The 21,278-nt window shown below is 62.9% G+C and carries 17 protein-coding genes and 1 tRNA gene; 8 read left to right on the top strand and 10 right to left on the bottom strand.

Features of this window, described 5'->3' with window-relative positions:
- Positions 1–615: an HAD family hydrolase gene (locus tag TM49_RS20950; protein ID WP_045684090.1), complete on the top strand. Its 615-nt coding sequence runs from the start codon at positions 1–3 to the stop codon at positions 613–615.
- Positions 616–803: 188 nt separating this feature from the next.
- Here TM49_RS20950 and TM49_RS20955 read toward each other — a convergent pair whose 3' ends face one another.
- Positions 804–1,925, bottom strand: coding sequence for a site-specific DNA-methyltransferase (locus tag TM49_RS20955; protein ID WP_144409637.1), 1,122 nt, complete (start codon positions 1,923–1,925; stop codon positions 804–806).
- 289 nt (positions 1,926–2,214) lie between these two features.
- On the opposite strand from TM49_RS20955, the gene TM49_RS20960 reads away from it, so the two are divergent.
- A complete protein-coding gene (locus TM49_RS20960; RefSeq protein ID WP_045684092.1) occupies positions 2,215–3,633 on the top strand; it encodes a DUF1254 domain-containing protein in 1,419 nt (472 codons plus the stop codon).
- A 44-nt stretch (positions 3,634–3,677) separates the two neighbouring features.
- On the opposite strand, the gene TM49_RS20965 is transcribed toward TM49_RS20960, so the two are convergent.
- From TM49_RS20965 to TM49_RS20975, 3 genes are all read right to left on the bottom strand, one after another.
- Positions 3,678–4,259 (bottom strand): YdeI/OmpD-associated family protein, encoded by a 582-nt coding sequence (locus tag TM49_RS20965; RefSeq protein ID WP_045684094.1) that lies wholly within the window; start codon positions 4,257–4,259, stop codon positions 3,678–3,680.
- 70 nt (positions 4,260–4,329) lie between these two features.
- A complete protein-coding gene (locus tag TM49_RS20970) occupies positions 4,330–4,842 on the bottom strand; it encodes a DUF6790 family protein (protein ID WP_045684096.1) in 513 nt (170 codons plus the stop codon).
- A 96-nt stretch (positions 4,843–4,938) separates the two neighbouring features.
- Positions 4,939–9,723 carry an NAD-glutamate dehydrogenase gene (locus tag TM49_RS20975; RefSeq protein WP_045685615.1) on the bottom strand — a complete coding sequence of 1,595 codons (4,785 nt, stop codon included), beginning with the start codon at positions 9,721–9,723 and terminating at the stop codon, positions 4,939–4,941.
- Between the two features lie 207 nt (positions 9,724–9,930).
- Here TM49_RS20975 and pdxY point away from each other — a divergent pair, with 207 nt between their 5' ends.
- Both pdxY and TM49_RS20985 read left to right on the top strand, forming a co-directional pair.
- Positions 9,931–10,809, top strand: coding sequence for a pyridoxal kinase PdxY (gene pdxY / locus TM49_RS20980; protein ID WP_045684098.1), 879 nt, complete (start codon positions 9,931–9,933; stop codon positions 10,807–10,809).
- A gap of 42 nt (positions 10,810–10,851) precedes the next feature.
- The gene (locus TM49_RS20985; RefSeq protein WP_045684100.1) at positions 10,852–11,490 is read left to right on the top strand and encodes a carbonic anhydrase; all 639 of its coding nucleotides are present in this window, start codon (positions 10,852–10,854) and stop codon (positions 11,488–11,490) included.
- A gap of 82 nt (positions 11,491–11,572) precedes the next feature.
- Here TM49_RS20985 and TM49_RS20990 read toward each other — a convergent pair whose 3' ends face one another.
- On the bottom strand, positions 11,573–12,013 hold the full coding sequence (locus TM49_RS20990) for a metallopeptidase family protein (protein ID WP_045684102.1): 441 nt from the start codon (positions 12,011–12,013) through the stop codon (positions 11,573–11,575).
- A gap of 252 nt (positions 12,014–12,265) precedes the next feature.
- Between TM49_RS20990 and TM49_RS20995 the strand changes: the two genes are divergently transcribed.
- The 4 genes from TM49_RS20995 to TM49_RS21010 all read left to right on the top strand — a co-directional run bounded on the left by TM49_RS20995 (position 12,266) and on the right by TM49_RS21010 (position 15,704).
- A tRNA-Met gene (locus tag TM49_RS20995) sits at positions 12,266–12,342 on the top strand.
- Positions 12,343–12,491: 149 nt separating this feature from the next.
- Entirely contained in the window at positions 12,492–12,947 is a 456-nt protein-coding gene (locus TM49_RS21000; RefSeq protein WP_052699974.1) for a MarR family winged helix-turn-helix transcriptional regulator, read from the top strand.
- The gene (locus TM49_RS21005) at positions 12,944–14,644 is read left to right on the top strand and encodes an MFS transporter (protein WP_045684104.1); all 1,701 of its coding nucleotides are present in this window, start codon (positions 12,944–12,946) and stop codon (positions 14,642–14,644) included. Before TM49_RS21000 ends, TM49_RS21005 begins: the two co-directional genes overlap by 4 nt.
- A 19-nt stretch (positions 14,645–14,663) precedes the next feature.
- Positions 14,664–15,704 carry an HlyD family secretion protein gene (locus TM49_RS21010; protein ID WP_045684106.1) on the top strand — a complete coding sequence of 347 codons (1,041 nt, stop codon included), beginning with the start codon at positions 14,664–14,666 and terminating at the stop codon, positions 15,702–15,704.
- A gap of 85 nt (positions 15,705–15,789) precedes the next feature.
- On the opposite strand, the gene TM49_RS21015 is transcribed toward TM49_RS21010, so the two are convergent.
- The 5 genes from TM49_RS21015 to TM49_RS21035 all read right to left on the bottom strand — a co-directional run bounded on the left by TM49_RS21015 (position 15,790) and on the right by TM49_RS21035 (position 21,160).
- Entirely contained in the window at positions 15,790–16,821 is a 1,032-nt protein-coding gene (locus TM49_RS21015; RefSeq protein ID WP_045684108.1) for an aspartate-semialdehyde dehydrogenase, read from the bottom strand.
- Between the two features lie 257 nt (positions 16,822–17,078).
- Positions 17,079–17,909: a phosphatase PAP2 family protein gene (locus tag TM49_RS21020; protein WP_052699975.1), complete on the bottom strand. Its 831-nt coding sequence runs from the start codon at positions 17,907–17,909 to the stop codon at positions 17,079–17,081.
- A 175-nt stretch (positions 17,910–18,084) separates the two neighbouring features.
- Complete coding sequence (locus TM49_RS21025) at positions 18,085–18,855, bottom strand: phosphatase PAP2 family protein (RefSeq protein ID WP_052699976.1); 771 nt, start codon at positions 18,853–18,855, stop codon at positions 18,085–18,087.
- Positions 18,856–18,924: 69 nt separating this feature from the next.
- Positions 18,925–20,040 (bottom strand): 3-isopropylmalate dehydrogenase, encoded by a 1,116-nt coding sequence (leuB, locus tag TM49_RS21030; RefSeq protein WP_045685622.1) that lies wholly within the window; start codon positions 20,038–20,040, stop codon positions 18,925–18,927.
- 145 nt (positions 20,041–20,185) lie between these two features.
- The gene (locus TM49_RS21035; RefSeq protein ID WP_052699977.1) at positions 20,186–21,160 is read right to left on the bottom strand and encodes a polysaccharide deacetylase family protein; all 975 of its coding nucleotides are present in this window, start codon (positions 21,158–21,160) and stop codon (positions 20,186–20,188) included.
- Positions 21,161–21,278 lie beyond the last annotated feature (118 nt).

Here is a 21,278-nt window from a genome sequence, read left to right on the forward strand (position 1 = left end):
ATGACGCATGAAGTCCGCCATATCGTGTTCGACATCGGCAAGGTGCTGGTGCATTACGATCCGACCATTCCCTTCAAGCGGGTCATTCCGGATGATGAAAAGCGAGCCTGGTTCCTTTCCGAGGTCTGTAGCCACGCCTGGAACCACGAACAGGACCGCGGCCGGCCTTGGGCCGAAGCCGAAGCGGAGGCGATCGCCCGCCATCCAGAAGAGGCGGAGAACATCCGCGCCTTCCGCGCCAACTGGCACGAGATGGTGCCTTATGCCTATGACGACAGCGTCGCGCTGCTGAAGGTGTTGGTGGAAAAAGGCCACGACATCACCATGCTGACGAATTTCGCACCCGATACCTTCGCCGAGTGCCGTGCCCGCTATCCCTTTCTGGAGAGCAGCAGAGGCATAACGGTATCCGGCGAAGTCGGGCTGGTTAAGCCGGACCGGGAGATCTTCGAGCATCACGTAGCGACCTTCGGCCTCGAGCCGGCGGCAACGCTGTTCATCGATGACACCGCGGTGAATGTCGAGGGGGCGAAGCTCGCAGGCTGGCAGGCGGTGCGCTTCACCGATGCCGAAACGCTGAGGCGCGATCTCGCCGAGCGCGGCATCGCTGTCTGAAGCGATGGCCTATCCGTAAATTGCCGATCGTACTGCCGTAAAAGCGCCGGGCCCGGTTTGCACCGGGCCCGGGAAATCGCCGCGTCGCGTTCGGAGGTCCTGAACGGGAGACGCCGGCTGGCAGGGTTTGCATAACAACTCGTAAAGGGAAATGGTAAATTATTCCCTAAAGGGTTGTATTGCCGTGGTCACACACCTGCGACTGCGGCGCGGATGCAGCCGCGCAGGCGGTCGATGGGATAGAGTTCCCCGGCCTCTTCATAATGCCAGTATGTCCAGCCATTGCAGGCTTCGGCCCCCTGAACGAGAGCGCCGAGGCGGTGGATCGAGCCTGCATCGGCACCGCGCACCAGCGTGCCATCGGCCCGAACGGTCGCGACATGATCGCCCTTCGGCGAGGTCAGGCGGTCGCCAGCGGAAAGCAGGCCACTTTCGATGAGCGACAGGAAGGCGACGCGCGGCAGGCTTTTCTTGCTCGGAAGCGGCTGCAGCATGCTCGCATCCAGCGGCTCGACCGCAGCAATGCGGGCCTCGGCGGCGTCGATATAGTCCTGCTCCCGCTCGACGCCGACGAAATGGCGGCCGAGACGTTTGGCGACGGCGGCCGTGGTGCCGGAACCGAGGAACGGATCGAGCACGATGTCGCCGGGACGGGTCGATGACAGGATGATGCGCGACAACAGCGCCTCGGGCTTTTGCGTCGGATGCACCTTCTGGCCATCCTCGCCCTTCAGCCTCTCGCCGCCGGAGCAGATCGGAAACAGCCAGTCAGAGCGCATCTGCACGTCGTCATTGGCGGCTTTCATCGCGTCGTAATTGAAGGTGTAGCCCTTGGCGTCGGCATTGGGGCTGGCCCAGATCAGCGTCTCGTGAGCGTTCTGGAACCTGCGGCCCTTGAAGTTCGGCATCGGGTTGGTCTTGCGCCAGACGATGTCGTTCAGGATCCAGAAGCCGAGGTCCTGCATCTTGGCGCCGACGCGGAAGATATTGTGATAGGAGCCGATCACCCAGAGGGTCCCGCTCGGCTTCAGCACCCGCTTGCAGGCCAGCAGCCAGGCGCGGGTGAAGGCGTCATAGGCCTCGAACGATGCGAAACGGTCCCATTCGTCATCGACGGCATCGACCTTCGACTGATCCGGCCGGTGAAGAACACCGCCGAGCTGAAGATTGTAGGGGGGATCGGCGAAAATGACATCGACCGAATGGTCCGGCAGCCGCTCCAGGGCCGCCACGCAATCACCCTTGATGATGCTGTCTATCCATTCCGCGCTTGAAGGGCGCGACGCCATGCGGGCCGTGACCGGAACCATTTGCTACTCGCTTTTTACACGTACTCGAAAACTGGTGACGGGGCCGAGTTTCCGCGAGTTTGGTTACCAAAGGCTGAAGCCGGCGCGAAATTCTGTCACGGCGACGTCCAGACATCGCCATGCTTCAGTCATGCTGCGTTCATCTTCGAGGCGCCATAGAACGATGCTGGAAAACCGCAATGGTCCTGCCAGTCAGGCGATGCGGGTCTTTCCCCATGGGTGAATTCGCCGTCCATGCCACGCCCTTCGTGACGGACAAGCGGCGGCATTGAGCGCAATAGGAAAACCGATGTTCAAGCCCCTCATCACCGGCGCTGCGATCGCAGGCCTTCTCCTTGCCCCCTTAAGCGGTTTTGCCGCCGACCAGTCCCCCGCCACGATCGCCGAACAGGCGACCGTCTACGGCCTGCCGATGGTGGACCTCTACAAGCTGATGTACGATCAGGCGATCGACAAGGACAACCCGCAGTTCAAGGCGCCGTTCAACACCTTGCACAACGAATCCAACGTCTTCACGCCGGCCGACACCACCATTGTCACGCCCAACAGCGACACGCCCTACTCGGAGCTGTGGATGGACCTGCGTGCCGAACCGATGGTGCTATGCGTGCCGGCGGTCGACAAGGACCGCTACTACTCGGTGATGCTGACCTCGCTTTACACCTTCAATTTCGGCTATATCGGCTCGCGGACGACAGGCAACGACGCCGCCTGCTATGCTGTCGCCGGCCCCGAATGGCAGGGCGATACGCCGAAAGGCATTGCCAAGGTGTTCCAGTCCGAAACCGAATTCGCGACGGCGCTTTACCGCACCCAGCTTTTCGATCCGGCCGATATCGACAACGTCCGCAAGATCCAGGCCGGCTACACTGTCGAGCCGCTTTCCGCCTTTCTCGGCGAGCCGGCGCCGGCAGCACCGCCGGCGGTCGACTGGCCGAAGATCGACAACCAGTCGGCCAAGGATGACCTGCTGAACTATCTGGCCTTCCTGCTGCAGTTCGCGCCCGCCACTGGCCCTGCCGCCGTGGAGCAGCCGATGCGAGCCGCGTTTGAAAGCATTGGCCTTGAAGCGGGCAAGCCGTTTCCCCCGGCTGGTGCCAGTGCGGATGAGCTTGCCGCGATCAAGAAGGGAAGCGAGGCCGGCTTTGCCGATGTCATCGCCAAGCTCAAGCACATGGGTGAAAACGAAAACGGCTGGAGCGTGACCACCGGCATCACCGGCGACCGTGCGGGTTACAATGGTGACTGGGCATTGCGCGCGGCCGTCGCCGTTGCAGGCCTTCTCGCCAACGATACCGACGAGGCGGTCTATCCAATCACCAATGCCGATGTCGACGGCCAGAAGCTCGACGGCTCGAAGTCGGCCTACACGATCACCTTCAAGAAAGGCGAATTGCCGCCCGCGAACGCCTTCTGGTCGGTCACCATGTATGACGGCAAGACCCAGCATCTGGTGGCAAACCCGATCGACCGGTATCTCATCAATACGCCGATGCTGCCGGATTTGACGACAAACGCCGACGGATCGCTGACGCTTTATGTCCAGAAGGATGAACCGAGCGATCCGGCCAAGAAGGCCAACTGGCTGCCGGCTCCTGACGGGCCCTTCTACCTGGCAATGCGGATCTACTGGCCGAAGCAGGCCGTGCTCGACGGTGACTGGCAGCCGCCCGGCATCATCCCCCACGCCCTCACCAAAAAGGGCTGAGGAACACACAAGAAGACCCGCCAATCCGGCGGGTCGCTTCTTTTCTAGCGGTCGTGCAGCCCCTTGCCGGCCAGGATGGCAGCAGTGCTCCTTTCGATCCGCGCGACCCGGGTGGAGGCGTTTTTAGGCTGCGCGAAATAGAGGCAATAGCCGCGCTGGCGACCGGGCGTCAGCGCGCGGAAGGCCTGCTCCAGAGCCGGATCGTCTTCAAAGGCCACGATGAGCTCTTCGGGCAGCGTGAAGTCGTCCTTCGCCAGAACGACCTTCGTTCCCGCCTTCTCCAGTCCGATCGCTTCTTCGACATAGAGACGAAGCACCGGCTCGGCAGCCTCGATTTCGGCCACGGAGGTGAAACGCACAAGCCGCATCGAGCGGGAATTTTCGCCAGGGGCAGCGAGCAGTTGCGCCGTATCCTTCAGCAGCACGCCCTTGAAGAAGGAGAGCGTGCAGAACTGCTTCATCCCCCAGACGGCCGCGATATTGGCACCTTCGAAGGTGTAGCAGGGCGCGTTCCATTTGAAGTCCTCATCAAGCGCCGTCGACCGGAGCACTGCTCTCAGGGCCCCAAGCTCGGCCTGCCAGCGATCGGCCTCGGCATAGAACGTCTCAACCTTCTCGTTGGCCATGGCCTCTCCTCCTTTGGTCCGCAGCATCTTGCGCGCGTCCTGCTCTCCTGGACCGGCAGGCGCTGCAGGTTTATCGGTTACCGACATCCGGGGATCGGCTGCGGCTCAGCCATAGCAGCGCAAGCCCGAAGACCGGCAGCAGAATGTCGGTCCAGAAGATGACGCCGGCATTGCCCGGCGCAAAGTTGTGGGCGCGCACCATGTCGAGCACATGGCCGATGGCGGCGCCCCACAGGAAGAAGGTCGGCCCCACGATCGCCGCCACGCGCAAGCCGCGACCACCCGCAAACGCCAGGAAGCCGACCACCGCAAAGCCGAGGCTCGCATAGCCGACCTCCGCCTGGAACGGGCTGTCGGCCCAGCCGATGAAAGAGGCCGCCATCTTGCCGAAGAAGACGTGCATGACGAAGTTGTAGAAGAACGAAACGCCGATCGAGAAGAACAGAAACCAGGCGAGAAGAGCCTCCACTGCACCTCCCGGCACACCCGGCCGCATGCCAATCCGCACGGCGGCGACAATCAGGCCGAGCACGAAAAACGTCAGCGTGAAATTCGAAAGCACGAAACCGATGAATGCCGCCATGAAGCCCCCTCCGACCGCAGCAGATGCCGGCGCGGCACCTGCTGATATCCTAGATGGCATACAGTCGATCTGCAAACGGTGAGCGGCCTCTGCCGCCTACGATCCGACCTCGCGGGCGAGATCGGAAAGCAGGCCGGCGGCGACCGTGATCTTGGCGATCGAAGGATCGACCGCCGACGACAGGCGGGCGAGCTGCGCCGTGATCTGGCCGATACGCGCTGCATGGGCCTCCTTCCAGGCCTTGACGGGTTCTGTGCTGTCGCCGCGACTGATCAGTGCGCTGGCGGCAAGATCGCGCCGGCTGGCCGAAATCTGGTCCATCGACCGCGCGAGCGCCAGCGAATCGTAGAAATCCGCCGGCGCGATCCGGCCTGCGACGCTCAAGAGCGGCGAGACATGGAACAGGTTGGTGACCCGGAAATAGGCATCGGCCGCGCGGTCCACCGTCACGCCGCTGCGGCTGGCGATCTGCAGCGCCTCCGGCACGAACATCATGCCGAGGTGATGCGCAAGACGCGTCGACAGTGCATCCGGCACGCCGGCCTCGCGCCACTGGTTCTCCTGTTCCGACAGCCACTCGACCCGCGCTTCCGGCAGCATCGCCTCGATATCGCCCTCAAAGGCGGCAAAGGCGTCTCGGAGCCGGTGCACGGATGCCGAAATATCTCCCTCGGCAAGACCGTTGCGGATGAGCAGGTGGGTGAGGATACGGAAGAAATAGCGCAGCCGCGTGTAGATCGCATTCTGCGTCGCGCCGTCAATGACGCCATCAAGCGCGTGAACGTCCTGCCACAGCGCTTCCATGCCGAAGCCATCGCGAGCGATCACCGCCGCCTTGACGACCTCCGCCGGCGTTGCCGCAGTCATGTCGCAGGCGTTGATGACGAAATCCGGACCGCCGCGATTGATCACGTCATTGGCAAGCCGGGTCGCGATGATTTCCCGCCTCAGGCGATGCCCGCCGATATCCTCGGCAAAGGCACCCCGCATCCGCTCGGGGAAATAGGAATAGAGCAGCGGCTCCATGTAGGGATCGTCCGGCAGCGCGCTTTCGAGAAGCTGATCGAACAGCACGATCTTGCCATAGGACAGCAGCACGCCGGTTTCCGCCCGCGTCAGCCCCTTGTCCGCTTGGCGGCGGAGCCGCAATGCCTCTTCGTCCGGAAGCGTCTCGACCGCGCGGTCGAGATGGCCATCGGCCTCCAGAACCTCCATCATCCGCGTGAGGAGCGGCAGACCGCCAACGCCCTCCCCGGTGCTGACCGAGATGGAGAGCGTCTGCAGGTAGTTGTTCTCGAGCACGATATCGGCAACCGCATCGGTCATCTCGAACAACAGCCGGTCGCGATCCTCGCGCGTGAGCCGGCCGCTGCGCATGGCCGAGGCGAGCGCGATCTTGATGTTGACCTCGACGTCGGAGCAGTTGACGCCGGCGGAATTGTCGATGGCATCGGAATTGCAGCGCCCACCATTGAGGCCGAATGCGATGCGGCCCTTCTGCGTGACACCCAGATTGGCGCCCTCGCCGATAACCTTGACGTTGAGCTCCCTGGCATTGACCCGGATCGCGTCATTGGCGCGGTCGCCGACCTCCGCATTGCTTTCGCCGGCATCCTTCACATAGGTGCCGATCCCGCCGAACCAGAGGAGGTCGGCCCGGCTCTTCAGAATCGCGGTCATCACGTCAAAGGGTGTATATTCGCCGGCATCGAGCCCGATCGCGGCGGCGGCCTCCGGCGTCAGCGTCATCGCCTTCTCCCGCCGCGAGATGATCATGCCGCCTGCCGAAATGGCGTTGCGATCGTAATCCTGCCAGCTCGAACGCGGCAGGGCGAAGAGCCGGGTGCGCTCGGCGAACCCCTTTGCCGGATCGGGGTCCGGATCGATGAAGATGTCGCGGTGGTCGAAGGCGGCGACGAGCCGGATCTGCTCGGAAAGCAGCATACCGTTGCCAAAGACATCGCCCGACATGTCGCCAACGCCAACGACGGTAAAGGGCGTCGTCTGGATATCGATGTTCATCTCGCGGAAATGCCGCTTTACCGCCTCCCAGGCGCCGCGGGCGGTGATGCCCATCTTCTTGTGGTCGTAGCCGGCCGAGCCGCCGGAGGCAAAGGCATCGTCCAGCCAGAAATCCGCCTCCTGCGCCAGCGCATTGGCCGTATCGGAGAAGGTGGCCGTGCCCTTGTCGGCGGCGACAACGAAATAGGGATCGTCGTCATCGGCGCGCAGCGTATCTGCCGGCGGCACCACCTCGCCATCGATGATGTTGTCGGTGATCGAAAGCAGCGTGCGAATATAGCTCTTGTAAGCCTCGCGGCCGGCGTTGAAGACCTCCTCGCGATTGCCACCGGTGGGAAGCCGCTTCGGATAGAAGCCGCCCTTGGCGCCGACCGGAACGATGACGGCGTTCTTCACCTGCTGCGCCTTCACCAGGCCCAGCACCTCGGTGCGGTAGTCCTGGCCGCGATCCGACCAGCGCAATCCGCCACGCGCGACCTTGCCGAAGCGCAGATGCACGCCCTCGACCTCCGGCCCGTAAAGGAAAATCTCCCGGAACGGCCGCGGCTGCGGCAGGATGGCGAGCGAGCGCGAGGCGAACTTGAAGGCAAGGTTCGGCCGCGGTGCGCCAGCCTCGTCGCGCTGGAAATAGTTGGTGCGCAGGGTCGCGTCGATGAGCTTGACGAACAGCCGGAGGATACGGTCATCATCAAGGCTCGGGACGCTTTCGAGCCCCTCCATGATGGTGCCGCGCGCGCTTTTCATCCGCTCAGCGCGGAGATCCTCGGCGAGTACCGGATCGAAAGCGGTTTCGAAGAGCTGGTAGAGCGCCCTGACGATGACGGGATAGGAGGAGAGCGACTGGGCGATGTAGTCCTCGGTGAAGTTCACCCCGCCCTGGCGCAGGTAATGCGCATAGGCGCGCAGAACATTGGCCTGGCGAACCGTCAGCGCCGACAGCAGCACCAGCCGGTTGAAGCGGTCGTTGTCGACGAGGCCGTGGAAGGCCGCAACGAAGGCCTCTTCCAACCGCGCGCCATCGGCCTCAAGATCAAGACCCGCCGCATCTTCGGGAAAGAGCTCCATGTCATGCAGGACGACGTCGACGGTCGGCTCGCCGACGCGCGCAAGCGACAGTTCGAAGGTGCGCTCGGAGACCACGACAAAGCCGAGATTTTCGAGAAGCGGCACGCGCCGCGACAGCGACAGATGGCTTTGCGCATGGAAGATCTTCAGGCGCAGCCGGTCCGGCTCTTCCTCGGCATTGTAAAAGGCGATGCTGATCCCGCCCTTGGCGGCCGATTTGATCAGATCGAGATCGGCAAAGGCGGCATCCGGCGAAAACGCCTCGTGATAGGCTTCGTTCGCGGAAAAGGCCGGCGCACCGGGACCGGCAAGCGCCTTGAACCGCTCCTTCCAGTCCGCCGCAAGCTTGCGGACTTCATCCTCGAGCACGGACTGCTCCACCTGCGGGGTGCTGTCGTCATCGTGGCGACCGATGATGAAATGCACACGCGCGGAACTGCCCTCCGGGAACGAGGGATAGTAGGCCGAGACCCGGCCACTATAGACGCGGGCGAGATAGGCGCCGATCTTCTCGCGCAGCTGCGAATCGTAGAGATTGCGCGGTACGTAGACGAGCACCGAAACGAACCGGTCGAAACCGTCGATGCGGCTCAGCACCCTGATGCGCGGCCGCTCTGCGACCTCCATGATCTGCTCGGCGAAATCCGCCAGCAGCGGCACCGGTATCTGGAACAGTTCGTCGCGCGGATAGGATTCGAGAATGTTCTGCAGCATGCGCCCGGCATGGCTCTTCGGCTCGAAGCCGAACCGGCCGGTGACCTCGGCGACCTTGGCGCGCAGCAGCGGGATGCGCGCTGCAGGCTGGGTATAGGCGGTGAAGGTGAAGAGCCCGACGATGCGGAGCTCGCCGACGACCTCGCCGTTCTCGCCGAAACGCTTGACGCCGATATAATCCATATAGCCGCGGCGATGGACGGTGGACGTCGTGTTTGCCTTGGTGACCAGCAGCAGTTCCGGTCCCTCCAGGAAGGCGATAATCTCCGGCGTCGAGACCACGGGGTTGCGACCGCGCCGCAGCACGCGCATTTCCGGATCGGAAAGAATGCCGATGCTGGAACCGGTCACATGTTCGACACGGGCACCGTCATCGTCCTGCACGTAGACGAGTTCGCGCATGCCGAGGAAGGTGAAATTGCCATCACGCAGCCATTCGAGGAAGTGAACCGCCTCCCCGCGTGCCGCTTTCAGATCCGCCGGCGCACGGCTCTGCAGCCCCTCCATCGCCGTTTCGAGCTTGGCCAGCATCGGCGACCAGCCGTTGACGGCGAGGCGGACATGGCCAAGCACATATTCAAGCCTCTGCTTCAGGAAGGCCCGCCCTTCATCCGAAAGCGCGGTGACATGGACCTGAACGTGGCTGATCCGGTTCTCCTCGCGATGCTCGACGCCGGGCGAGAAGGCGACGACGGGCTTGCCGGGCTCGACCACCAGGATCGGGTGGACGGCGAGCACGAAATCGCTGGTGGTGGCGCCGATCTCCGCCATCACCGAATCGTAGATGAACGGCATGTTGCGATCGGTGATCGCGATGACGTCGGTCGCAACGCCCGCCGGCGCGACCCCTTCCACGGGGCCGATGGTGACACGGGCATCGCCGCCGTCATAAGCGGCAATTTCGGCGGCGGCATGGGCCGAGGCTGCGGCGAGCATCTCGGCACTATAGCGGTCGAGGTCCTCGGGGCTCGCACGGTCGAACATGAAGAACGGGCTGATGAACGGCTTACCCGCCTGCTCGGCTTTCTCCTCTGCGGCCTTCATCAGCCCCTTGCGGATAAAATCGCTCTGTCGTTCCATGCTTCCTCCGATGCGCTGTTTTCTGGCCTTGCGGCCGTTCACGCTTGTGGCCTCTTCAGTCGAGACCGGACTGTCGCATACTTGCCAACCACACGCGACAGCGGCTTGACAGTTTCCTCCAAAAGGCGATTTAGAGCGTAAATATGGCAAATGGCAAAGCATTTCGCCGATTTTAAACGTTCAGGTTGCAGATGAGGCGTAACGGCGATGATCGAGAACTCCGAAGGCGCGGTGATTGCGATTTCCAGCCACGTGATGCGCGGCACTGTCGGCAACCGCGCCATCGTGTTCGCGCTCGAAACGCTCGGCTTCGCGACATGGGCGGTTCCAACCGTTGTCCTGCCCTGGCATCCGGGCCATGGCCGCGCGACCCGGCTCGGCTTCGATCCCGAAGGCTTTGCCGCAGCGCTTTCGGAACTGGCGGCAAGCCCGTGGCGGAATGAGGTGCGCGCCGTCATCAGCGGCTATCTCGCCGATGCCCGCCAGGCCGAGGCCATTGCGGCGCTGGTGACGGCGCTCAAGGCCGATAACCCCGAGCTTCTCTACCTCTGCGACCCGGTGATGGGCGACGAGCGCGGGCTCTACGTGCCGATGGAGACCGCCGACGCCATCCGCGACCTTCTGCTGCCGCTTGCCGATATCGCGACGCCCAACCGCTTCGAGCTGGCCCACCTTGCCGGAACGACAATCGCCGACAATTCGGCCGCGATCGCCGCGGCACTGGCGCTCGGGCCGGCGGAGGTCGTCGTCACCTCCGCCCATTCGATGCTGAAGGATGGGGTTGCGACGCTGTTCGTCGATGCCCGGCAGGCGCTGCTTGCCGAGCATCCCCGGCTGGACAATGCGCCGAACGGGCTCGGCGACCTGTTTTCCGCGCTGTTTGCCGCAGCCGTGCTTTCCGGCAAGCCGCGGCCGGAAGCGCTCGAGGTCGCCACCGCCGCCGTCTACGAAGCGCTCGTTCGCGCCGTCCGGACGGGCAGCGACGAACTGGAACTCGAGCGGGCACCCGAAAGTCTGAGGGCACCCATGGCAAAAGTTGGACTGCGTCAATTGATGCATCCGGCGCGGCGGCGTAAAAGAAGCTGACATGCGCTCTGCGCAGCCCACAACGTAAGGACCAAAGCACTGATGGATGCGTTTCCCAAAATCCTTCTCGATGGCTACAAGAACTTCATGGCCGGCCGCTACGTCGAAGAGCGTGAGCGCTACCGGACACTGGCCGAGGAAGGACAGAAACCGCAGACGCTGGTGATCGCCTGTTGCGATTCGCGCGCAGCGCCCGAAATGATCTTCAACGCCCGCCCCGGCGAACTCTTCGTCGTGCGCAATGTCGCCAACATGGTGCCACCCTATGAGCCGGACGGCCAGTATCACGGCACGTCGGCCGCGCTGGAATTCGCGGTCGAAGGGCTCAAGGTGAAGAATATCGTGGTGCTGGGCCATGGCCGCTGCGGCGGCATTCACGCGGCGCTTTCGCCGGAAGCCGAGCCGCTCTCGCCCGGCGATTTCATCGGCAAGTGGACCAACCTGCTGAAGCCGGCCGCCGAGCAGATCAACTCGAACTCGATCATGACCCAGAGCGAACGCCAGACGGCGCTGGAGCGGATCTCGATCCGCAACTCGCTGGCCAATCTGCGCTCGTTCCCGAACGTCGCGGCCGCCGAAAAGCAGGCAACGTTGAAGCTCTTCGGCGCCTGGTTCGACATTTCGAGCGGCGAATTGTGGGTGATGGACCAGAAGACCGGCGACTTCATACGCCCGAACTGACGCATGTCACCGTCAGGTGACTTGCCGCGATAAAACCATGTCGAGCGGTCTGACGCCTGTCGGGAATGCGGACCGCTCGCCTCTAGCGCCGGGCCTCGTCGTTTTCGGCGCTTTCCTCGATGCGCTCCATGTCCTCGTCGGATAGCCCGAAATGGTGGCCGATCTCATGGATCAGCACGTGGGTGACGATGTCGCCGAGCGTTTCCTCGTTTTCGGCCCAGTAGTCGAGAATCGGGCGCCGGTAGAGAGTGATGCGATTGACCATCTCGCCGGTTTCCATGGTGAACCGCTCGGAGACGCCACGCCCCTCGAACAGGCCGAGCAGGTCGAACGGCGTTTCCAGCGCCATGTCCTCGAACACGTCGTCACTGGGGAAATCGGCGATTTCGATGACGATGTCGCCGGTGAGCGCGCGAAAGGCCTCCGGTAGCCGGGCATAGGCCTCGATCGCCAGGGATTCAATCGTTTCCAGGCTCGGGGAGTACCGCCCCTGCCAATCCTCGCTGTTGTTCATGCGCGCCATTGAAGCTCCTTCATCTGGCCCATATAGAGCTTTTGGCGGCGCATTTCGAGAGCATAATGACGCGGCCGCAAAGTCGCGGATGCACTGTGCCGCAGCGCCCGGAACGCCCCGCCTGCAGCAGTGCGCAAACGGCACCGCAATTTTCGCCCGAACCAGCTTGACACCCCTGCGCTGAGGCCCTATTACGCCCCCGTTCCGCCAGCGCCCCGCGCTCGCGGGAACCACCCCTCGCCTGACACGGCGGGACAGGTTGGCGGAGTAGCTCAGTAGGTTAGAGCAGAGGAATCATAATCCTTGTGTCGGGGGTTCAAATCCCTCCTCCGCTACCAAAGTTTCCGAATTTCAATAACTAAATGCTGATGACGTTGACGAGTTGAGAACGGCGCTTGCTCCACAAGCGGACCCGTTGCCTTGCTTTTGTCAAATTTTTATGTAGTATGCTAACTAATAGCCAATTAACTTGTAGCCTACTAATATCATGACAACCAAACCATCCACAGATCTGCAGTTCGCCTTTGTCGAGGCCATCGGCGTTACCAGCCGAAAAATGCGCAAGGCCTATGATCAGCGAGTGGCGCAGCTCGGGCTGACCTTTGCGCGGGCGCGGGTGCTCACACTTCTCGCCGCCCACAAGACCTGCAACCAGAGTGTGCTCGCCTGCGAACTGGAGCTGGAAAAGCCGACGCTGGTACGGATGCTCGATCGGATGGCGGAACTTGACCTTGTCGAGCGCGTGCCGGACCCGAACGACCGCAGGGTCAATCTCGTGCGGCTTCGCCCGCATGGCGAAGCGATGGCGAAGCAGCTGCTTATCGAGCGCGCCGGCTTCATCAATGCCTTTTTCACTCCCGCAGACGATCAGGCACTACAAGATGCCACGCGCCTGCTTCAGGCGATCGCCGAGCGTATCGAAAACACGGAGGCGCATTCATGAGCGCCGTCGAGGAAGTACGCGCCGCACACCCGGCTCAACCCACACCACAGACAGCGGACGATCGAGCACCCGCCGCAGCGCAGCCCTCGCCGCCCCCGCTTTATCCCGGTGCGCCGCCGGCGCAGCCGCCGAAGCCCCTGCCCCAGCTGCTGCTCTATATGTTTGCCGCCACCGTTGTCGGCATCACCCAGGGGCTCGGCATGGCCTTCATTTCAGTGACGCTGCAGCAGATCGCCGGTCCGCTGCAGGCAACAACCAATGAGGCGACATGGCTTGTCGCGGCCTATCTGGTGCCGAATGCCAGCCTCACACTGATGCTGTTCAAGATGCGCCAGCAGTTCGGCCTTCGCCGTTTTGCCGAGATCTCGATCGTCATCTATGTGCTGATCAGCCTCTGCCACCTGTGGGCCGACAGCTTTCAGACGGCGCTCATCGTCCGCTTTTTTGCAGGCGTTGCGGCCGCACCCATGTCGTCCATCGCGATCCTCTACATGCTGGAAGGCCTGCCGCGCGAGAAGAAGTTCTCGATCGGCATCTGCGCCGCAATGACGGTGATGTCGCTGGCGACCCCGCTGGCAGGCCTCATCTCGCCGTCGATCATGGATATTGGCGGCTGGCGGACCTTCTATATCTTCGAAGTCGGACTTGCGATGATCTCGTTGGCCTTGATCTTCAAGCTGCCGCTCGTCTCCGGCGAGAGGGTGAAGGTCATCAGCCGTGCCGATCTCATCGCCTTTGCCTTCCTCTTTGTCGGCATGGGCGCCTTCGCCGCCGCCTTGACGGTCGGTCGGGTCTACTGGTGGACGGAAAAGCCCTGGATCGGCTGGATGCTGATTGTCGGCGTCGCCTGCCTCACCATCATGGTGGTGATGGAGATGAACCGGGAGAACCCGCTTCTCGATGTCCGCTGGATCACCTCGGCCGAGATCCTTCACTTCACCGGGGCGCTCCTGGTCTTCCGCATCATCCTGTCGGAACAGTCGAGCGGCGCGCGGGCCTTCTTCATGATGCTCGGGCTCAGCAACGAGCAGATGCGCCCGCTCTACATCGTCATCATCCTGTCGACGATCGCGGCCGGGGTGACCTGTTCGCGGATCCTGAAGCCCGGGCGCGTCGCCTACATGCATGGCTTCGCGCTTGTGCTGCTGATCATCGGCACCTGGCTCGACAGCCATTCGACCAGCCTGACGCGGCCGCCGCAGATGTTCCTGAGCCAGACGCTGATCGCCTTCGCCGCGGGCCTGTACCTGCCGCCCGCCATGCTGGTCGGCCTGATGTCCGCCCTCAAGAAAGGTCCGAACTATATCCTGAGCTTCATCATCGTGTTCCTGACCACGCAAAGGGTCGGCGGCATTCTGGGCTCGGCGCTGTTCGGCAGCTTTGTCACCTGGCGCGAGCAGGTCCATTCCGCCGCGCTCGTCCAGGACCTGACCTCGGGCGATCCGCTGATCAGCCAGCGCATCACCCAGCTTGCCGGCGCCTATGCGCAGACGATCACCGATACCGCGGTTCGAAACGCCGAAGGCGCGGTGCAGCTTGCGAGCCAGGTCCGCACCCAGGCCTATGTGCTCGCCTATAACGACGCCTTCCGCTTCCTCTCACTTCTGGCCTGCGTCGCTCTCGTCGTTCTCATCATCGATGTTGCATTCGAAACCTGGGAACACAAGCGCGCGGCCGCCGAAGGCCTTGCGGCCTGAAAACGACAAAGACAAGAAAATGACACGCATCATTCGCTCCCTTTCCACCTATCTGACGCTTGCCATCGGCATTGCCGGCATCGTCGCGCTGCTCTTTGCCTGGAACCTTCCGCCGTTCGCCGGCTCTGTCGAGCGCACCGACGACGCCTATGTTACGGGCAAGGTCACGCTGCTCTCCCCGCAGCTGTCCGCCATCGTCACCGACGTTCCGGTCAAGGATTTCCAGTCGGTCAAGAAAGGCGACCTGATCGTTCGCCTCGACGACCGCATCTACACGCAGCAGCTCGCCCAGGCAGAGGCGAGCCTCGAGGCCGCCAAGGCTTCGCTTGCAGCCAATGCGCAATCGCAGCAGACCGCCAAGGCCAATATCGCCTCGGCCGAAGCCGGTGTCGAAAGCGCCAGGGCCAGCCTCGAAAACGCCCAGTCCCAATGGGATCGCATCGAGCGCCTGCAGGCCAAGGAACTCTCAACCGGCAGCGATGTGGACAAGGCAAAGGCGGCCCTCGACCAGGCGAAATCCGCCCTGTCGCAGGCCAATGCCTCGGTCGACGTGGCCAAGGAAGCCCTGCAGACGGCGATCGTCAACCGCCGCTCGCTCGAGGCGAATGTCTCGGCCGCCGAGGCCTCACGAGAGCTCGCGGCGATCAACCTCGACAACACCCGGATCACCGCTCCCTTTGACGGCACACTGGGCCAGGTGAAGGCGCGCAGCGGACAGTATGTCTCGGCCGGTTCGCAACTCGTCGCCCTTGTGCCGCCGGATCGCTGGATCATCGCCAACTACAAGGAGACCCAGCTCGACGGGCTGAGAGAAGGTCAGAAGGTCACCTTCACCGTCGATGCCCTCAATGGCGAGCGCTTCACCGGCCACATCGAGAGCTTCTCGCCGGCCTCCGGCTCACAGTTTTCGGTGATCACCCCCGACAATGCCACCGGCAACTTCACCAAGGTGGCACAGCGCGTCCCGGTCCGCATCGCGATCGATCCCGGCCAGCCGGACGCCGAAAAGCTGGGACCGGGGCTCTCTGTGGTCACCAGCATCGATACCAGCCAGAGCTGAAGCGATACCGGTTCACGGGCCGGAAACACAAACGGCGCCGGGATTTTCCGGCGCCGTTTGATTTTCAGCGATGACTGGTGGGAGCTCAGGCGAGCGCGCGCGGCTTGACCAGGTTGCGCTCAACGAGAAGCTCGGCGATCTGCACGGCGTTCAGCGCCGCGCCCTTGCGCAGGTTGTCGGAAACGACCCACATGGCGAGACCGTTCTCGACCGTCGCGTCCTCGCGAATGCGCGAGATATAGGTAACGTCCTCGCCGGCGCATTCGACCGGGGTGACGTAACCGCCATCCTCATGCTTGTCGACGACCAGGCAGCCCGGTGCCTCCCGCAGGATATCGCGAGCCTCGTCAGCGGTGATTTCCTTCTCGAATTCCAGGTTGACCGCTTCCGAGTGGCCAACGAAGACCGGTACGCGCACGGCGGTGCAGGTGACCTTGATCTTCGGGTCGAGCATCTTCTTGGTCTCGGCCAGAACCTTCCACTCTTCCTTGGTGTAGCCATCCTCCATGAAGCTGTCGATGTGGGGAATGACGTTGAAGGCGATGCGCTTGGTGAACTTCTTGGTCTCGATCGGATCGGCGACGAAGACCGCGCGGGTCTGGTTGAACAGCTCGTCCATGCCATCCTTGCCGGCACCGGAAACGGACTGGTAGGTCGAGACGACAACGCGCTTGATGGTCGCGGCATCGTGCAGCGGCTTCAGTGCGACGACGAGCTGGGCGGTCGAGCAGTTCGGATTGGCGATGATGTTGCGCTTGGTGAAGCCGGTGACAGCGTCCGGATTGACCTCCGGCACGATCAGGGGCACATCGGCGTCGTAGCGCCAGGCCGACGAGTTGTCGATGACGACGCAGCCCTGCGCACCGATCTTCGGCGACCACTTCTGCGAGATCGAGCCGCCGGCCGACATCAGGCAGATATCGGTATCGGAGAAGTCGTAGGTCTCGAGGTTTTTCACCTTCAGAGTCTTGTCGCCAAAAGACACTTCCTTGCCGACGGAACGGCTGGAAGCCAGCGCCACGACCTCATCGGCCGGGAACCCGCGCTCTGACAGAATGGACAGCATTTCACGCCCGACATTGCCGGTAGCGCCTGCGACTGCAACCTTGAAACCCATGATAATCAGCTCTCTTTCGTTTCTCTCCTCAATGTGGCGGGAGCGGAAGAGCGGCCTGAACGGCGCCTTCCCGTCCCCGGCCAGACCGGGGAGAGAGCGGCAGGGCCAGAGACGTCAGACGGTTTTCGTCGTCTTCTTGGCCGTTTTTGTCTGGATGGAGGACGAGGCAAGCCCGCCGCTGGCGCAAACGCCCCGGCAGGTGCAATCGGCAATGTGCTGCAGAGATTGCGGCATGACCTATTCCTTCTACGCGAAGGCTAATGACCCTTTTGCGGGCTCAAGTCAAGTTCGGATTGCGGGCGGCCGCGCTTGCGCGCACTGCGGTGCAGGAAATCGAGCTTCAGCGCTGCCATGCTGTTGCGTGGAACCGGCCAGCCGCTCTCGTCGATGCGGAAGACCATGCGGTAACGCGAGAACAAGATCGCGACGAAATAGGTGCACCAGGCCCCGAATGCAAGGCCGGCAGCGACATCGCTCGGGTAATGCGCCCCGACGATTGCCCGGCTGATCGCGATGCAGACCGCGATCGAGAAAAACAGCACCCGGTGCTTCGGGAAGAAGAAGGCTGCTGCCGTGAAGAAGACGGCGGTCGTGGTCGAGTGCCCCGACGGGAAGCTGGCGAATTTCGCACTGAATTCCAGCGGCTGGAAGCTGAATGGTCCGTAATTCTCGTAGAGCATGCTTGGCCGCGCCCGGCCGATCGTCTTCTTGATGAGGTTGACGGCCAGACCCGAAGAGGCAACGGAGATGAACAGGAATGCGGCCGCCTGCGCCATGAACACACCGCGCGCGCGCAACCTGCGCGTCTTTTCGCCGGCGCCTCCAGCGGCCGCGATGCCGACGACAAATGCAAGGAAGCTGGTGAAAAGGATCCAGCCGGAATTGCCGAAATCGGTGACAAAACTGCCGTAGTCGAGCACGGCCGGGTTCAGCTCCTTCGCCATCTTGCCGACCGGATAATCAAACACGGCAAACGAAACGGCGACGATACCAAGCGAACCAATGAGAAAGCCGCGCCAGTGCGTGCATGGCCAAGCCTGCCCCTTCAGCTTCCGGCGCGCGCTGAACCATCGAAATGGTACTGACATTCGTTCCCCAACCCAGACATTTCCGCCTGCCTTGCGACAGACGCCCTCTTTCCACGAAGCGTCGCGGTTGAGAGCGAGTTTAAACGAGCGCGCCCGCCACATCAACGGTGGCCGACCGCAGAGGTCCAGCTTATCAACGCAAGGCGGCGGCTTTATAACGATGTAGCGTCGGAAATCAGGTCGTTGTGGGGCGCAACCGGCGGCGTCGGACCGGCAGACCTTTTTCGGGAATTTCGAACAAAAGCCGGTATCGGGCAAAGAGGCAGGCCATCACGACCGCCACCCAGGCGCCATAAAACAGGCCGGCGGAGACATCGCTCGGATAGTGGGCGCCGACGGCGACACGGCAGAACACGAAGAAAATCGCAAGGCAGGCGAAGAGAGGGCGAAAGGCCGGAAACAGCAATCCGAGCGCGGCAAAGGTCGCCCCTGCGGCCGTCGAGTGGCCGGACGGAAAGCTTGCGTAATCATAGGCCCAGCCGCCGAAGCGGAAATGAAAATCGCCGACCGTATCGAAGAGCTCCGGCCGGGCCCGACCGATGAGGCGCTTGACGACATTCACGGTGGAGCTCGCAAGCGCCAGCGTCGCAAACACGTAAAGCGCCTGCCAGGCGACAAGCATTGCCCGCCGCTTCGCCCCCGTCGTCTCGGCTCTCTTCATTGCAACGGTTGCCACGATGAAGAGCAGACCGGTGGCAATCAGGATCCAGGGCGCCGTGGTGATGTCGGTCAGGTGACGCGCGATCGCCACAAACCGATCCGACATCGCGTCATGCGAAGTGGCGACCGGCCCGTCGAGCACGAGGAAGGACAGAAGCGCCAGCGTCGCACCCGGCAGGAGAAAATACGGCCAGCAGGTGGAAGAGAAGCGGAATGTCCCGGCTTCGCGACCATAGCCTCTGAGGAAGCGCGGCCGCCGCCGGGCGGCATCATGTGACTGTTTCATGAAACCAAGATAGCGCAGGGGCGCCGGTTTGGAAGAACCGCCGCCCCTTCGTCAACAATGGATCAGATCTCAGAGCGAAAGCGTCTTCGCGTAGGCGGCGAGTACGGCATCGCCCATGCCGGCGGTACCGACCTTCTTGCAGCCTTCCGACATGATGTCGCCGGTGCGGTAGCCCTGCTCGAGCACATCCGAGATCGCCGCTTCCAGCGCATCGGCCTCGGCAATCATGTTGAAGGAATAGCGCATGCACATGGCGAAGGAGGCAATCATGGCCAGCGGATTGGCGATGCCCTGGCCGGCGATATCCGGCGCCGAACCGTGAACGGGCTCATACATCGCCTTGCGCTTGCCGGTCGCCGGATCCTCGGCGCCGAGCGAGGCCGAAGGCAGCATGCCGAGCGAGCCGGTCAGCATCGCGGCGACGTCGGAGAGCATGTCGCCGAAGAGGTTGTCGGTGACGATGACATCGAACTGCTTCGGGGCGCGCACGAGCTGCATGCCGCCGGCATCGGCCAGCATGTGCGACAGCTCGACGTCGGCGAATTTTTCCTTGTGCACGCGGGTGACGACCTGATTCCAGAACAGGCCGGACTTCATCACGTTGCGCTTCTCCATCGAGCAGACGCGGTTACCGCGCGTGCGTGCCAGTTCGAAGGCGACGGAAGCGATGCGCTCGATCTCGTAGGTGTCGTAGACCTGCGTGTCGATGGCGCGCTGCTGGCCGTTGTCGAGATCGATGATTTCCTTCGGCTCGCCGAAATAGACGCCGCCGGTCAGTTCGCGCACGATCAGGATATCGAGCCCTTCGACCAGCTCCGGCTTCAGCGACGAGGATGCCGCCAGCGCGGAATAGCAGATGGCAGGGCGCAGGTTGGCGAAAAGCTGCATGTCCTTGCGCAGCCTGAGAAGGCCAGCCTCGGGGCGCACCTCATAGGGAACGCTATCCCACTTCGGGCCACCGACGGCGGCGAGGAACACGGCATCCGCCGCCATGGCGCGCGCCATATCGTCCTCGGAGATCGCGACGCCGTGGACATCATAGGCCGAACCGCCGACTAGGCCTTGCTCGACTTCGAAGCCAGCGCCGGCCTTGTCGTTCAGGAAATCGATGATCTTGACGACTTCCGCGGTGATTTCGGGACCGATGCCGTCACCCGGCAGCAGAAAAAGTGTGCGATGGCTCAACGTGGCCTCCCTGCTTAGGGGCGCACCGGCGTTGAAATCCGGATCAAGGTCCGTGATCGCGAGCAATGCGCCATTTCTGGATGCGTGCGGTTCTAGACCGGTGCAAACCCCATTTCAAGCCGCAGGCGTTCGCTTGCGGTACGCCTCAGATGCCCTTTGGCAACCGACCGAACACGTTGACGAGCAGGGGCTCCGGCGCAGGCTCCGGCGGCTTGCCGTAGCGCAGCGTCACGACCTTGTAGCCATCGGCCTCCAGCCGGTCGAGCAGCGGGCCAATGGCGCGCGCGGTGCGGCCCTGGAGATCGTGCATCAGCACGATGCCGCCGCCGTGAGCCTCCAGCCCCGTCATGACACGGCTGACGATCTCGTCGGTGGTTGAAGGCTGGTAGTCGCGCGAATCCACGTCGATACCGACCGGGATGATACCCCGGCTCTGCAGGGCGCGGCCGAGTGCCTCGTTTTCGGCCAGATAGGGAAAGCGGAAGAAATGCGGCGTCACGCCGGTCGCCTTCTCCACACTGGCATTGCCCTTGTCGATATCGGCGATCGCACCCGTCAGGCCGATCGAGGTCAGATGCGGATGCTGATAGGTATGAGAACCGATGGTCTGGTCATCGGCGACGACCGCTTTCGCAGCCTCTCCATGCCAGTCCGCCATTTCGCCAACCATGAAGAACAGCCCCTTGACGCCGTGGGCGTCCAGCGCATCGAGAACGGAACGGGTGTTGTAGGGCACCGGACCGTCATCGAAGGTCAGCACCACTTCCTTCGGCGCCAGCACCAGGTCCCGGGTCTGTTCGAGATAGATGGTGCGGCCGGCAAGTGGCTTGGCGATCGTATCCGCGACGGTAACGACGGGCGCCGCCGCACCGGCTCCGGGCACGATACGCGAATGGATGGAGCCGAGTTGCTCGGGCGGGTCTGCCGGTAGTGGTTCGCTGCCAATGGAACCTGTCATGATATCCTCGATCGCCTCACCGCCCTCGGGCGCCGATATTGCGGGATGATCGGTTGAAAGCAGCGCCGTCTTGAGGCTGGCTGTATCCCGCTCGCCCGTTGATGCGCAGGATGCGAGGGCGAGCACGCAAAGGCCGGCGACGCCGGTCACGAAACGGTTCATCGATAATCCACTTCAATCAGCAAACCCAGGCCGGAAAAGCCCGACGCGGCCTCACTGAAAAATGTGGCATTATGGTTACCAAACCGTAAAACGGGACGAACGCATGGCGTGTCTCGCA

Origin of the sequence: Martelella endophytica (assembly GCF_000960975.1) — a bacterium.
GTDB classification, from domain to species: domain Bacteria; phylum Pseudomonadota; class Alphaproteobacteria; order Rhizobiales; family Rhizobiaceae; genus Martelella; species Martelella endophytica.